Raw genomic sequence first — 14,250 nt, 5'->3', positions numbered from 1 at the left:
TGCGGGCTTTTTCATAAATGGCGCACCCGGCAGGATTTGAACCTGCGACCAACGGCTTCGGAAACCGCTACTCTATCCGACTGAGCTACGGGTGCGTGTCAATGTCTCTCAAAACGAGAGGGCGGAATTCTACAGAGTCTGGCCGCATTCGTCTATGCTGTTGGCTGGCCGATCAGCACCTAAGGTGGCACCTAAGAGTGTCTGGTGTTGGTCCCCGCGCCCGGTTCGCGCAGATCCAGCGTTTGCTCAATGTGTACCGACCCCAGGCTTTGGCTCATCGTGCCAAAGGAGAAGTCGCGAAGCATGCGCTCAAGGCGGGGCAAACAGCGACGCAGGTTGGTGTAGTGCCGGAAACGGGAGAACCAGCGGGCCTGGTGGATACGGGGCTGATCAGGGTCGATCTCCCAGGGGTGTAAATAGAAAATCTGTGGTTTTCGTCCTTCGTCGCTCGCCTTGTGAAACAGCCAGCGGGAGAGTGCATACGGATACTGGCGAAAGTAACCGCCTCCGGCGGCGGGAACGGCCTGACCGAATACCGTGGCCGTGGTCAGGGGGAATTCGGTGAGTGTCGCCCCGCTGGGGGTGATAATTTTATAGGGCTCCCGGGGGCTGTCCGGAATGCCGTAGTTGTCGTGGCGTGTGGGGAAAATACTCGAGTCCCAGATAAAGCCGAGCTCCGCGAGTATATCCAGTGCCCACAGCGACTGGCGGGTAATGGAGTAGCTGGCGGCGCGGTAACCCTGGATAGGCTGGCCGACCAGATCTTCCAGAATGGCTTTGGAGCGATGCGTCTCCTCCCGAAAGACCTCCGGCGTCTGTCGGTAGATGAAACGGTGGCTGTAGCCATGAGAGGCAACTTCATGCCCGGCGTGATGAATGCGTTTTACAAGCTCGGGGTGGCGCTCCGCGACCCACCCTAAAATAAAGCAGGTGACTTTGATCCCGTGGTCATCAAAGAGCGCCAGCAGGCGGTCGGTATTGGCCTCTACGCGCGAGGGCCACTGTTCCCATTCCTCGGGTCGAACCACATCGAAAAACGCCGCGACCTGGTAGTAGTCTTCGACATCCACGGTCATCGCATGGGTGATGGGGGCTTTTTGTTTCACCATTAGAGTGGGGCCACCTCTATTAAACCTGGTAATAATCCCGGTACCAGCGCACAAAATTTTCAATGCCGGTTTCCACAGGCGTAGACGGCTTGTAATGCACGTCTTCCATTAACGCATCAACATCGGCATACGTATCCGGCACGTCGCCGGGTTGCAGGGGCAGCAAGTTTTTCTCGGCCTTCTTGCCCAGACAGTTCTCCAGAACTTCAATGTAACGCAGTAACTCCACCGGGCGGTTGCTGCCGATGTTGTACAGGCGGTAAGGAGCCTTGGATGTGGCCGGGTCGGGGGCGTCGCCGCTCCACTCGGGGTTGGCTGGTGCGACGTGGTCCAGGGTTCGAATCACCCCTTCGACAATATCGTCGATATACGTAAAGTCCCGACGGTGATGGCCATAATTGAACACGTCGATGGGCTCGCCAGCGAGGATTTTGCGGGTAAAGATAAACAATGCCATATCGGGACGACCCCAGGGACCGTACACCGTAAAAAACCGCAAACCCGTGGTGGGTATGTCGAACAAATGGCTGTAGGTGTGCGCCATCAGTTCGTTGGACTTCTTGCTGGTGGCATACAGGCTGACGGGGTGGTCAACGTTGTTGTGCACCGAAAACGGCATGGCGGTATTGGCGCCGTAGACAGAGCTGCTGGACGCGTAAACCAGATGTTCGGTGCCGAAGTGCCGGCAGGCCTCAAGGATATTCAGGAAGCCGGTAATGTTACTGTCAATATACGCCTGAGGGTTGATGAGCGAGTAGCGCACGCCTGCCTGAGCTGCGAGATTGACGACGCGGTCTGGTTTATGGTCACGGAAGGCCCGGTCAACAGCCGCCTTGTCCGCGATGTTGGCGCGCACATCGGTGAACCCTGAATGCGCGGAGACCCGGGCCAGGCGAGCTTCCTTGATGCGCACATCGTAGTAGTCATTCAGGTTGTCGATGCCGACCACTTCGTCGCCGCGCTCCAGGAGCCGCAATGCCAGGTGGTTGCCAATAAAGCCAGCGGTGCCGGTGACCAATACTTTCATAGTGAAACCTTGAAGTTCATTCGTTCCTAGAGACGGGCGTCGACCCGGTCTTTGGGCAACAGGTGTTTGACGTCGAACAGAACGTGGTTGTCCCGACCGAGCTGGCGAATGGCGTCGACGCCCATCTCACGGAACTCGCGGTGACCCACGCACAGGATGATGGCGTCATAATGCCTTGCCTTGGGCTCGGATACCAGTGTCAGCCCGTATTCGTGCTGCGCTTCTTTCGGGTCCACCCAGGGGTCGTAAACGTCCACATTCGCGTGGTATTCGCGGAACTCGCTGATGATATCGACCACTCGGGTATTGCGCAGGTCCGGGCAGTTCTCTTTGAAAGCCAGCCCCATGATCAAGACGTTGGCGTCCACCAGGTGCAGTTTTCGCTGGGTCATGGTTTTGACGACCGAGGCGGCAATGAAATGGCCCATGCCATCGTTGATGCGGCGCCCGGAGAGGATGACCTCCGGGTTGTAACCCACCTGCTGAGCCTTATGCGTGAGGTAATACGGGTCCACGCTGATGCAGTGACCGCCCACCAGACCGGGGCGGAAGGGTAAAAAGTTCCATTTGGTGCCCGCCGCTTCAAGTACTTCCAGCGTGTCGATGCCCAGGCGGCTGAAAATCAACGCCAGTTCATTGACCAGCGCGATATTAATATCGCGCTGGGTGTTCTCGATTACCTTGGCCGCTTCCGCCACCTTAATGCTGCTCGCTTTGTGAGTGCCGACGGTCACCACACGTTGATAAAGTCGATCAACGTAGTCGGCCACCTCCGGGGTGGAGCCAGACGTCACTTTAACAATCGTGCTGACACGGTGCTCTTTGTCGCCGGGGTTAATGCGTTCCGGGCTGTAGCCCGCGAAAAAATCCCGGTTGAAGACCAGGCCAGAGCCCTGTTCGATGATTGGTACGCAAACCTCTTCCGTGCAGCCGGGATACACCGTGGACTCGAAAATCACAATGCTGTGGCGTCCGATCACCCGGCCCAGTAATTCGGAGGCACTGTGCAAAGGTTTCAAGTCGGGCTGTTTGCTGTCGGTAATCGGGGTCGGGACGGTAACGATATAAACATCGCATTGCCGAATGTTTTTCTCGTCGCTGGTAAAGCGCAATCGTTCTGACGCCGCCAATTCCTCAGCACTGACTTCTCGGGTGTGATCGCGGCCTGACTGCAGCTCGGTAATGCGGGCGGGGTTGATGTCGAAGCCAATAGTGTCGACCTTTTTTCCAAATTCCGTCGCCAGCGGCAAGCCGACATAACCTAAACCAATAACGCAAACAGATGGATCAGTGGGGAACATAAAAGTGTCCTTGAACAGTGCTCGAGATGCCGGGAAAAAGCGTCGCCCTGCGCGTTCTAAGGTACCATATTTTCTGAGCATTTAATGAAAAGCAAACGCGCTTTAAAGTGTCGGAAATCTTGTCACTTTTTTGAATAAAAAGCGTGGGGAGAAGGTCGAGAAAGCCACGATAAACCCCTATAATGCGAGGCCCACAGCCACTTTCATTCCCGCTCAGAAGGACAGGGTTTTGTCTTACATCCGGATCAATAAACATTACGTTCATCTTCCCTACTTGTTTTTGGGGTTGGTGGAGCTGGTGTTGCTGGTTGCAGCGGTCTGGTTGATGGATCGTTGGCTGGCCACCATGGGGGAGTTGTCCGTGGGGTTTTTATCCGGACCGGAGCTGTGGTGGCCGTTATTGTTGTTTGCGGTGGTGCTGAGTTGCTGCACCTTGTCGATGGGGGTTTACACGGCGTTGGTGCGGGAAGGTTATTCCAGCATGGTGCTGCGCACGCTGGTCAGCTTCTTTTTGCTGGGCAGCGCGGCGCTGTTTGTGATAGATCTGATGGCGGGTGCTTTTACCCAGGCGCTGATTTTCTGGAGTATTCTTTTGTCCACCGCCATGGTGTTGGTGTCCCGGGCGGTATTCTTGCTGCTGGTGGACACTGACGAGCTTCGCCGCCGAGTGGTGATTTTCGGCGCGGGGGTGCGGGCGCAACGGCTATTGTCCCAACTGGCACCTGAACAGAATGTGGTAGGCGTAAAAGTGATTGGCTGTGTGCCCAGTGGCAACGAACCTGTGGCAGTGGATGAAAACCTGGTGCTGCCGGTTCCCCAGGATTGGGTTCAGTTCGCTCGTTCTCACCAGGTTTCCGAAATCGTGATCGCCCCGGACGAGCGTCGGCAGCGCGATGGGGGGCTGTTTCCGTTGGCAGCGTTTGTCGATTGCAAGCTCCATGGCACTCCCAGTAGCGACACGCTGGGTTTTTGTGAGCGGGAGTTGGGCAAGATTGATGTTGAAGCGCTGAAACCGGGGTGGATGCTGTTTTCAGACGGGTTTAAGTACTCCCGCAGCCGGTCGGTGGCCAAGCGGCTGTTTGATCTCGGCCTGGCATCGCTGTTCATTCTGATCCTTTGGCCCTTCATGTTGCTCACCGCGATTGCGGTTTTGCTGGAGAGTGGGCGGCCGGTGCTCTATCATCAGGAAAGAGTGGGGCTTAATGGCCGGTGCTTCCGTATTTATAAATTTCGCAGTATGCGTCAGGATGCGGAAAAGGGTGGCAAAGCTGTATGGGCCCAGAAAAACGATAGCCGTATCACCCGGGTTGGTGCCTTCATTCGGAACACCCGCCTGGATGAGCTGCCACAGCTTTATAACGTGATCCGGGGAGATATGAGTTTTGTGGGGCCGCGTCCGGAGCGACCGGAGTTTGTGAAAGATCTTTCAGACCAGATTCCCTTTTACGATATGCGGCATAAGGTCAAACCGGGCTTGATGGGGTGGGCGCAGCTTAAATACCCCTACGGCGCGTCGGTAGAGGATGCGCGAGGCAAGTTGCAATATGATCTCTACTACACCAAGAACCACAGTTTCCTGATGGACATGCTTATTATGATTCAAACTGTGGAAATTGTTTTGCTGGGGAAAGGCGTTCACTGACACCTCCAGCGTGATGTGACCAAAAGTCCCAATTTAAAGGAGACGCAGCGTGAACACAGCACTGGCATTTTTCCGGACCAGCTTCGGACTGATGGTCCTGTCATTACTACTCCTGTCTGGCTGCTCCACCAAGCCAGTTGAGCCGCCCCCCACAGGATCGGGAACTTTACAGGAGTATCGCATTGGCGTGGGCGATGCGCTGCGCATCAATGTCTGGCGCAATGCTGAGCTTTCCAGCGATGTTCCGGTGCGGCCCGATGGCATGATTTCCCTGCCGTTGGTGGGGGATGTGATGGCGGCGGGCCGAACCACCGAAGAGCTTTCCGCCGCGCTTACTACCGCGTTGAATGAATACGTTCGAAACCCTCAGGTGACGGTGATTGTCACAAACCCCTCAAGCTCTGATTTCCAGCGGCGGGTCCGCATCACCGGTGCTGTGCAAAGTCCACAGTCGATTGCCTACCGCGAGGGGATGACCGTTCTGGATCTGGTACTGCTGGCTGGTGGGCCGAATGAGTTTGCCTCGGCGAACAAGGCCAAGCTATATCGTCGCATTAATGGTGATGTCAAAGTCTACCCGATACACCTGGACGATTTAATCAACCGGGGGCGGGTGGAAACGAATTATTCACTGCAGCCTTCGGACATCGTGACGGTGCCTGAGAGGGCATTCTGATTATGAACAAGTCTCTGATTCTGGACTGGCTTAAATCCCTCAAGCTCGAGGCCGTGCGCTTCAGAGTCTGGGTAGTCCTGCTATTTATTACGGTGGCTTTTGGCCCTTTGTTGGTAGGCTATTTCTGGCCTAATACCTATACCACCCAGGCCCTGTTGTACGCGGACGAGACGAACATCATTGAGCCGTTGCTCAAAGGCCGCGCGTCAGTGACATCGATTGACCGTGCCAAGCAGGCGCAGGAAACATTGTACACTCGGCGTGTGCTGGAAAAAGCCGCTGAAGAGGCTGGTCTGCTCGATGCTGGCTCCTCCGAGGAACAGCGTGCAGCGGTGGTTCGTCGCTTGCGGGGTGGGGTGTCGGTAAGAACGGAAAGCGCCAACAACTTTCGTGTGCTCTACAGCGCAGAGAGCCCGGACAAAGCGTTCACTGTCCTGAACAGCGTTATTAATGTATTTATTCAGGATACCGCTCGACGCAAGCGAGAAGAAAGTGTCGGGGCATTCAATTTTATTGATGCGCAAGTCGAATCCTATCGCCGACAGCTGGAAATAGCCGAAGAAAAATTGAAGCAGTTTCGCGCCCAGAATACCGACGGCACGGAAGCGCAGGTGACCAGTCGCATCAACCAGCTGCGTAACGATATTGAGACCTTGCGCCTGGAGATCCAGGAATCCCAGTCCCGGATTGAAACCATCACCAAGCAGTTGAGCGAAGAAAATCAATACCAGGTGGCTCGCGGTGAAGTGGATCGTCTGCGTGATCGTCGCCGGGAGCTGAGCCGTCAATTGGATCAGCTTCGGTTGCAGTATCAGGAAAGTTACCCGGACGTGATCTCCCTTCGTCAACAAATACAAGACCTTGATGAAGAAATTGCCGCTACCGAGTTCTCCGGTGGCGCATACGGCAACGCACAAACGGTGGAAAATCCACTGTATGAAGAACTGCGCAAACAGCAGTCTGTGGCGGAAGTCAGTCTCACCGCTCAACAGCGTCGCATGGAGTCGTTGGAAGCCATGTTGCAACGGGAATACGAACGCGCCGAGCGAGTGGCTACCAATCAGGCTGAGCTGTCGGAGCTGACAAGGGATTTGGATGTTACCCGCAATGTTTACAACGAAATGCTGGAACGTAAAGAGTCCGCCCGCTTGTCAATGACGCTGGATATCGAAGGGCAGGGGGTGAACTATCGTATTCAGGATCCGGCGACGTTCCCGCTTGAGCCGTCCGGGCTGCGGTTTGTCCATTTCGCCTCAGCGGGTCCGTTTCTGGGTATTCTGGCGCCGCTTGGGTTGCTGCTTATCTTCGTGCTGCTCGATCCCCATGTGCGCTCGGCGCGGACCTTGCAGGAACAGTTGCCGGAGAGGGTGGAACTGATTGGGGTGATTCCCCATTACCATACGCCCCTGACGGCGCGGCTGCTGCGCAAAGATATGCTGATATTATTCACGCTGTCGGTTCTGGCAATGGCGGGCTATGCGGCGCTGGCCTACGTCTGGTATGGGGTGAAAAACTGATGGAGACTCGGTATGAGCGATAATCACAGGGCACCCGGTCAGCCGGACAACAAGCTTCAGGAGGTGACCTTGAGAACGGTCGCTGACAAAAACGAAACGATGAAAGAGGACCGAGATCAGGACCCGCTGATCAAAAGTGCGGTGGCGGAGCACCGTAAGCGAGAACAGATCAAAGGCATGGCCACCCCGGTTATCTGGAACCGGGATGAGCTTGACGAGAAAAAAGTCATCTATACCGGTATGCGCCAGCGCGAACTGTTGAATGCCTTCCGGGAAGTGCGAATTCGCATTCTGCAAAAAAGTAAAACCGATAACGTGGTCGCTATGGTGTCGTCGCTCGCGGAGGGTGGAGGAGGCAGCTTTGTGGCCTTTAATCTGGCAGCGACCTTCGCGCTGGACCGGCACAAAACGGCGTTATATGTCGACTGCAACCCCTACAACTCGACGGCGGAGCAGTTTATCGTATCGCCCATGGATGCCGGCCTGACCCAATATCTGAACGACTATACCGTACCCCTGAAAAAAATAATCTACCCAACCGGCATTGAACGTCTGCGAGTGATTCCCTCGGGAACGGGCAGCGAGTCAGCGGCGGAGTTCTTTAATTCCCGGCGCATGGAGGTGCTGATCTCCGAAATCAAAGCCCGTTATCCGGATCGTTTTATCGTGCTTGATGCACCGTCGGTTCAGTCTTCAACCGAGGCACGTATTTTGTCGCAATACTGTGACCACGCCCTTCTGGTGGTGCCTTTCGGAAAAAGTACGCCTTCGGACATTCTGTCGGGAATCGACGCCGTAGGACGGGATAAGTTCTCTGGGCTGATTTTCAACCACTGATCCTCTGTGGGAGGTCACCATGTCAGTGCCCCAAAAGTCGTTGCTCGGTAAAATCTGTGCCCCTTCCGTTCGGTTGATGACGGGCGTGCTGCCTGTGTTGAGCTCCGTTATACCGGTCGCTGCGGTTGCTGCCAGTGACTGGGAAGCTGGCATTGATGTGCGCACCGCCTACAGCGACAACGCCAACCGTTCCGATTCGGACCCTCTCTCCGAGCGACAGGATGAAGTGGAACTTCAGCTCGGCGGCCAGTACAGCAACCGCTGGTTGAACGTCAGTGCCAACTATCGAGCGATGGAGCGTCGTTATACGGAAGGCTCTCAACCAGATCGAAGCCTTCTCGTCGGCAACAGCGAATTGCTGCTGGGGCGTCAGGACCAGCCATTTGACCTGCTGGTGTCTCATAGCCGACGCACCGTACTAAACGCCCCGGATGAGATTGACCTGCTGCGCAATAATGACGAAAGAACGATTCTGTCGGCGCTACCCAGCGCCCGTTGGCGACCCACCGACACCGATTTATTGATGCTGAGAGGTCATTTCTCTGACATTGAATACCGTTACCGGGCCGACCGTGACGCCACGCGCGAGGGCGGCAGTATTGTCTGGCGGCGGGACCTCTCGCCAGTGGACTCTTTAAGTCTGACGGGCCAGCAAATGGCGGTTCGTTTCGACGCCATCCCTTCGGCCGACTATGACTACCGTGCGGTGAACGTGGGTTTTGAATCGACGTTGCGTCTCTTATCTTACCGTGTGCAAGTCGGGGTGAATGAGAGCGACTCTGCTCAGGGCGAGAACCTCTCCAGTCCCGCCTATTCACTGGAGGTTGAGTGGGGGCAGGGGCCGGGGACCTGGGAGTTCAATGCGCAGCGTTTCATTACGGATAATTCGGCGGGTAGCGGTAACCGGGGCGACCTTGACGACTTTAACCCGGGGGATTCGCTCACAGACCGGATCGACCAGTTGGAGCGCACCCGTGCCGAAGTGCGCTGGACGCACGAAACCCTATGCCAGCGTTGCCGCCTGGACATCTCGGCTTTCTGGCAAAGTGATGATTACCGCAGAGAAGCTGAGGATAAGGATGAAACAGGTATTCAGGTGGCCGGAGCCTACGATGTTAGCCCCCGTGCCTCTGTGACGTTGAGCTGGGAGGTCCGGGAACACAACTTTGATCCATCCACCGCCCGGACGGACTATCAGGTTCAACGCTGGCGGTTCCGGTATGATTACCGCTTCGCGGGGGGGCTGAGGGCTGGCCTGTTTGCCACCTTCCACGACCGCCAGTCGGATACCGGTTTTCGTGAATACGACGAGCTGTCGGGGGGTGTACGGCTCGGCTACCAATTCTAAATCGGCGCTCAATGGATCCCATATAACCGTAACTTATAGAGCGAGTGCTGAGTAAGCGTTTCAATACACACACTTTTTGCGCGGCAACGCAAAAATTATAAAAAAACTTTTTCTTAGGCATGATCCAGCATAAATAAGGTGGTACAAGGACGTAAAATTTATCGACTCAACGATAAATATTCTAGACGTCGCCTTTTTAGCTGAGTAAGACATCATGCCTCATTTCCTTTCTCGCGGCACTTCACGGCGCACTTTCCGGGTCGCCGTGGCCATTCCCTTTCTGACCGTTATTCTTGGGTTAACAGCCTGTGGTGGCGGGGGCGGCGGTGACTCTCAACTGAACAATCGAGCCCCTGGCGCTTCGGGAGGCGGAACCCCGACATCGTCAGAGTCTACGACCGGCGAGCAAACCACGGAAAATGGTGCAGGGCCATCCGGCTCGTCGGGAAACGGGGTGACTGAAACGCCCTCTGGAGGTTCGGCTCGCCCGATCGACAAGTCCGGCTCAGAGGCTGATGACACTGTTGCACTGCCTGTTGAACTTCCTGACCTGCCGGTTTCTGAGGTGGCGGGCCTGGTTTTGCTGGAGTGGGATCGGCCGGATCAGCGAGAAAATGGTGACTACCTTGAGGGCGACGAAATTGGTGGCTATGAATTACGCTATCATCAGGTGGGTGACGATAAAGCCCGGGTCATTCTCCTGGATGATCCCTATCAAGAACGTATAGAGCTGGCGGATCTTGTCGGTCGTTATCAGTTCAGTATTGCGGTATTTGATACCGATGGCCTTTACAGCAAGTTTGTGCCGCTCTCCCCCGTGTCGAATCTGTTGTAAAGCGCTGTTTAACCCTGCCACCGGTAATCCTCCCGTTTGCGGCACTCAGTCTGACGTGTCGCAAACGCCGCCTCTGAACATCCTTCTCTCGTTGATTTGTCAAAATAATCGGCATGTTTCAAGGCATGCTGCCTAGGCGTATACTTCGTCGATACCCTCCTTGATAAAGTCAACTACCTGACGGGACCGCCATGCCGACAAAGCTGCTCAGCCTATTCATTACGTCGCTGCTTCTTATAACAACGATGCTCGCCGGATGTGGGCGAGAAGGCGGGGAGCAGCAGGCACAAGACTATGTGCAGCGCGCCAACGCCTATCGAGAGCAGGGGCAGTACCGGGCGGCGATGATCGAAATCACCAATGCGATGAACAGTGCACCCGACAATGTGGCCTACCCGGTTGCGTTGGCGGAGATCTACAACACCCTGGGAGCAGGGCGACGAGCCTCGCAATTGCTTGAAGATTACGCCGAGGAGCATCCACAAGAAGTGGCGTTGCCTCTGGCGAAAGCCTACCTGCTGCAGAGAAAATTTTTGTCGGCACAGGACGTGCTTGAAGCGTTTGCACCTCAATCAGAACAGGATCGACAAAAACAGGCGCTGTACGAGGCTGATATTCAGCGGTTAAAAGGCAATCTGGAGGAGAGTACCCGTGCCTATCAGCGGTTGATCGAAGCGTATCCTGATAGCGAGCAGCCCGAATTCCGGCTGGCAGAAAACTATCTCTTGATGAACGATGCCGAGGCGGCCGAAGCTCTGCTTGCAACCTTGCGGGAAAAATATCCGAGACAGCCGGAACCTTTCCATCTCAGCGCTCTGCTGGCGTTGCAATCCAACAATCTGGACCTGGCAGAGAGGCGCTTGAGCGAAGCGCTCATGCATATTCAGGGAACGGATATTATGCTTCCCATTCGCTCCGTGGTGCTCGGTCTTCTTGTGGAAACACTCACGGCCCAGGGAAGAACCGCAGAGGCTCTGGTGTACCAAAAGGTACTGGCGAAGGAATCGCCCGGTTCGGTTGCGGCACAGCAGCGGCTCCAGGAGGCGGCGGCCAAAGCGGAAGCCGGCGAATTTGATGACGCTGAAGCTATTCTGACAGAGTTGCTGAAAGATAATCCCGACAGTCAGTCAGCTACTACGATGCTGGGTATGGTTAGCCTGGGTAAGGGTGACTTCCAGGCTGCCGAAGCCTTGCTCACTCGCAGTGTGGATGTCGAGACGGCCGAAGCCGATGTGATTCGGGCCACGGCGCTGGCGCAGGCGGAGAGTGGTAATGCGGAAATGGCATTAGGTACGCTGCGCCGCTCTCTCGAAGCCAGACCCGATAACACGGTGTTGCTGTCACTCTATGGCGTTCTGGCGTTGGAGCAGCCTGAGCTGGAAAGGGAAGGGTATCTGAGTATCCAAAAGGCGTTGGCTCAGGATCCTCAGCGCGGCGCCTTACGGTTGCTTCTGGCCCGCTACCACTTTCAGCGGGGTGAACCCGAGCAGGCAATGGGCCAGCTCCGCTCGGCGTTTCGCTATCAACCGGCCAACTGGGCGGTGACCAATGTCTATATGGACCGCCTTTTCTCAGAGCAGGCATTGGACGAAATCGCCAGTGCGGTTGAGACTCTCAAGCAAGCGGCACCCAAAGCCCCCGAGACGACCCTGTTTGAGGCCCAATATCACTTTCGCGATGATCGGCGTGAGCAGGCCATAGAGCAGTTGTCTGATCTTCTGAAAAAGGAGCCGGGTTTTGCCCGTGGCTACGGCGTACTGGCCCAGATGTTCTACGAGCAGGCGCGCTACCGACAAGCCCTGGACGCGGTGGAACAAGTCGTGGCTTTGGAACCGGGGAATGAGCAGGTGTTGCGCACAGGCGTGCAAATTATTGCCCGCGGAGAACTGGCCCCGTCGCCTCACGCCTGGCTGCAGGGCCTGGTAAACAAAACGCCGGAGGTGGCTCCCAGTGCCGTGGCGTTGCGGGCGATGCTCTATCGCGATGAAGGCCAGATAGAGGACGCCGTTTCGTTGATGGACCGCTATAACGGTGAACAAACCGACTACGTCCGTCAGGTAAAAGCCCTGGTGTATCGGGACGGCGCCAGGCAGCGTGCCGAAAACGGCGATCTGGATCGGGCACAGCGCTTGTTGGAAAAAGCGATTCAGGAATTTCCCACGAGTAAAAGTCTTAATTTGGATTTGGCCCGATTGGAGATACAGCGTGGCAACATTGAGCAGGCACGCATTTTACTGGACAGCTTGAAACAGGATTTTCCGAACGATGCTGACGTGATGTTAACCAGCGTTCAGGCGACTCGGAGGGCCTCCGGGGAAAGTGCGGCCTATCAAGAGCTGGAGGCGGCCTGGCAGGCGATCATCTCCAGTGATAAAACGTCCAGTGATGACATCGCTCTCGCGCTCCTGTCTTCCGCGCAAATCGTTAATGAGGACGCGGTCCCCGGGATTTTGGAGCGGTGGGAAACCGTGGCACCCCAAAGCCGCGCTCGTTTGCTCTTCCAGGCAGAGATTGCGCAGCGGAATGGAAATGACGATGTGGCCGTGCAAGCGTATGAAACGCTGTTGAGCCAAAACGCCAATGACCCCGTTGCTTTGAATAATCTCGCCTGGTTGTTAAAAGATGGGGACTTGACTAGAGCCACGGCGCTTGCAGAAAGGGCAGCAGAGCTTCAGCCAGATTCGGCGGCCATACTGGATACCTACGGGTGGTTGCTTCATTTGAGCGGCGACAGGGAGGCGGCATTGACGCAGCTCGAGAGAGCGGCCGATCTTGCGCCGGGAGTGGAAGACATCCAGAGAAATCTCGAACAGGTTCGGCAAAGCCAGTGAATAACCTGTTTGTCGGGCGAGTGTAAGTGTCGTCGAAAAAGCTTACATGGCCTCTTGAAGATAAGGTAATTTTAATCGTTAAGATATTGAATATTAAGGACTTTTTGTTGTTGGTATGGCTGTTGCTTTGACAGGGCAAGGCTAAGCATTAAACGCTGCCTCAAACGCGAGACTCATTGCAACTTCATACCTACTCAAAGGAAGGACATTATGAAAACTTTTGCTAAATCCGTATTGGCAGGTGGAGCCCTTCTCACTGCTGGTATGGTTCAAGCCGCTAACATTAGTATTGGTATCAGTTACGATCCGAACGCGGAAAGTAACTTTCAGTCCCTGTTGAATCCCTCTTATGTCACTGAGGATTTCAATAACCTGGGAGTCCAAGGTTCTGGAGCTTCATATTACGGTGGCGTTGGGCAAGCAAAGCAACAGCTGTCCTGGGAAGATTCCAGCCCTCAGTTTTTCACCAAGGTGGGCACTTTCACTTTGGTTCAGGCCGGACAGACCTACACACATCCGGACCTCGACCCAAATGATGGCAACAACCTGAAAATTGAAAGCTCGAACACTGGTGAGTTCTCTCGAGAAGAGCTGGCCAGTGACAGCCAGGATTTCTGGCTGGACAGCAACGACGCCCAGCAAGTGACCTGGGACTTTACCACCGGTGATGTCGCTGGCGGAAACTATAACGCCTTTGGTTTCTACGTCGCTGACCCGGCGGATGTTGCGGCTCAGTTGACTCTGACCTTCTCGGACGGCACCTATTCCGACGCCTTCACGATCCCCTTTGGCCAGTCCAATGGTAACGTGGGCTACGTAATGGTGAAATCCGATATGTCGATTGTCGGTGGTACCTTAACGTTCGACAACAGTGCCAGTAACGATGGCTGGGGCATTGACGACGTAACCGTTGGCAAATTGCCAGAGCCGGGCACCTTGCTGCTCATGGGTCTGGGTCTGTTGGGTCTGGGTGCTGCCCGTCGCAGAGCGGCTAAATAAGCTGTCTGGGCCCCCAGTGAAAAAGGCCAGCTTTTGCTGGCCTTTTTTATGGATAAGCCATGGAACTTTCATTGCTGGTGAGTCATGAAAGTTTGCAGTATCATCCCGAAAACTATCATGACGGTCAG

The 14,250-nt window shown here is 55.4% G+C and carries 11 protein-coding genes and 1 tRNA gene; 8 read left to right on the top strand and 4 right to left on the bottom strand.

Annotation, left to right across the window (positions count from 1 at the left end):
- Nucleotides 1–18: 18 nt before the first annotated feature.
- The 4 genes from ACQCLF_RS04730 to tviB form a co-directional block, all read right to left on the bottom strand.
- Nucleotides 19–95, bottom strand: a tRNA-Arg gene (locus tag ACQCLF_RS04730).
- Nucleotides 96–191: 96 nt separating this feature from the next.
- On the bottom strand, nucleotides 192–1,109 hold the full coding sequence (locus tag ACQCLF_RS04725; protein ID WP_426985129.1) for an XrtA system polysaccharide deacetylase: 918 nt from the start codon (nucleotides 1,107–1,109) through the stop codon (nucleotides 192–194).
- Nucleotides 1,110–1,128: 19 nt separating this feature from the next.
- Nucleotides 1,129–2,136, bottom strand: a complete 1,008-nt coding sequence (locus tag ACQCLF_RS04720; protein WP_426985128.1) for an NAD-dependent epimerase — start codon at nucleotides 2,134–2,136, stop codon at nucleotides 1,129–1,131.
- Between the two features lie 26 nt (nucleotides 2,137–2,162).
- Entirely contained in the window at nucleotides 2,163–3,437 is a 1,275-nt protein-coding gene (tviB, locus tag ACQCLF_RS04715) for a Vi polysaccharide biosynthesis UDP-N-acetylglucosamine C-6 dehydrogenase TviB (RefSeq protein WP_426985127.1), read from the bottom strand.
- A 229-nt stretch (nucleotides 3,438–3,666) separates the two neighbouring features.
- Between tviB and ACQCLF_RS04710 the strand changes: the two genes are divergently transcribed.
- The 8 genes from ACQCLF_RS04710 (at nucleotide 3,667) to ACQCLF_RS04675 (ending at nucleotide 14,122) form a co-directional block, all read left to right on the top strand.
- Nucleotides 3,667–5,079 (top strand): TIGR03013 family XrtA/PEP-CTERM system glycosyltransferase, encoded by a 1,413-nt coding sequence (locus ACQCLF_RS04710; RefSeq protein WP_426985126.1) that lies wholly within the window; start codon nucleotides 3,667–3,669, stop codon nucleotides 5,077–5,079.
- A 49-nt stretch (nucleotides 5,080–5,128) separates the two neighbouring features.
- The gene (locus ACQCLF_RS04705) at nucleotides 5,129–5,755 is read left to right on the top strand and encodes an XrtA/PEP-CTERM system exopolysaccharide export protein (protein ID WP_426985125.1); all 627 of its coding nucleotides are present in this window, start codon (nucleotides 5,129–5,131) and stop codon (nucleotides 5,753–5,755) included.
- Between the two features lie 2 nt (nucleotides 5,756–5,757).
- A complete protein-coding gene (locus ACQCLF_RS04700) occupies nucleotides 5,758–7,272 on the top strand; it encodes an XrtA system polysaccharide chain length determinant (protein ID WP_426985124.1) in 1,515 nt (504 codons plus the stop codon).
- A 12-nt stretch (nucleotides 7,273–7,284) separates the two neighbouring features.
- Nucleotides 7,285–8,109, top strand: a complete 825-nt coding sequence (locus ACQCLF_RS04695) for a CpsD/CapB family tyrosine-protein kinase (protein WP_426985123.1) — start codon at nucleotides 7,285–7,287, stop codon at nucleotides 8,107–8,109.
- A 19-nt stretch (nucleotides 8,110–8,128) separates the two neighbouring features.
- Nucleotides 8,129–9,457 (top strand): hypothetical protein, encoded by a 1,329-nt coding sequence (locus ACQCLF_RS04690; RefSeq protein WP_426985122.1) that lies wholly within the window; start codon nucleotides 8,129–8,131, stop codon nucleotides 9,455–9,457.
- Between the two features lie 214 nt (nucleotides 9,458–9,671).
- Nucleotides 9,672–10,292 (top strand): hypothetical protein, encoded by a 621-nt coding sequence (locus ACQCLF_RS04685; RefSeq protein ID WP_426985121.1) that lies wholly within the window; start codon nucleotides 9,672–9,674, stop codon nucleotides 10,290–10,292.
- A gap of 191 nt (nucleotides 10,293–10,483) precedes the next feature.
- Entirely contained in the window at nucleotides 10,484–13,123 is a 2,640-nt protein-coding gene (locus ACQCLF_RS04680) for a tetratricopeptide repeat protein (protein WP_426985120.1), read from the top strand.
- A gap of 210 nt (nucleotides 13,124–13,333) precedes the next feature.
- A complete protein-coding gene (locus tag ACQCLF_RS04675; protein ID WP_426985119.1) occupies nucleotides 13,334–14,122 on the top strand; it encodes a PEP-CTERM sorting domain-containing protein in 789 nt (262 codons plus the stop codon).
- Nucleotides 14,123–14,250 lie beyond the last annotated feature (128 nt).

The sequence above is a fragment of the Marinimicrobium sp. ARAG 43.8 genome (assembly GCF_050113635.1).
Lineage (GTDB): Bacteria > Pseudomonadota > Gammaproteobacteria > Pseudomonadales > Cellvibrionaceae > Marinimicrobium.
Note: the sequence above shows the minus strand (reverse complement) of the source record. Positions and strands in the feature narration are given on the sequence as shown.

What these genes read in the sequence shown, in the direction of transcription:
- ACQCLF_RS04720 (WP_426985128.1), bottom strand. Translation starts at nt 2,136, where the DNA reads ATGAAAGTATTGGTCACCGGCACCGCTGGCTTTATTGGCAACCACCTG.
- ACQCLF_RS04680 (WP_426985120.1), top strand. Translation starts at nt 10,484, where the DNA reads ATGCCGACAAAGCTGCTCAGCCTATTCATTACGTCGCTGCTTCTTATA.
- tviB (WP_426985127.1), bottom strand. Translation starts at nt 3,437, where the DNA reads ATGTTCCCCACTGATCCATCTGTTTGCGTTATTGGTTTAGGTTATGTC.
- ACQCLF_RS04675 (WP_426985119.1), top strand. Translation starts at nt 13,334, where the DNA reads ATGAAAACTTTTGCTAAATCCGTATTGGCAGGTGGAGCCCTTCTCACT.
- ACQCLF_RS04695 (WP_426985123.1), top strand. Translation starts at nt 7,285, where the DNA reads ATGAGCGATAATCACAGGGCACCCGGTCAGCCGGACAACAAGCTTCAG.
- ACQCLF_RS04685 (WP_426985121.1), top strand. Translation starts at nt 9,672, where the DNA reads ATGCCTCATTTCCTTTCTCGCGGCACTTCACGGCGCACTTTCCGGGTC.
- ACQCLF_RS04700 (WP_426985124.1), top strand. Translation starts at nt 5,758, where the DNA reads ATGAACAAGTCTCTGATTCTGGACTGGCTTAAATCCCTCAAGCTCGAG.
- ACQCLF_RS04725 (WP_426985129.1), bottom strand. Translation starts at nt 1,109, where the DNA reads ATGGTGAAACAAAAAGCCCCCATCACCCATGCGATGACCGTGGATGTC.
- ACQCLF_RS04690 (WP_426985122.1), top strand. Translation starts at nt 8,129, where the DNA reads ATGTCAGTGCCCCAAAAGTCGTTGCTCGGTAAAATCTGTGCCCCTTCC.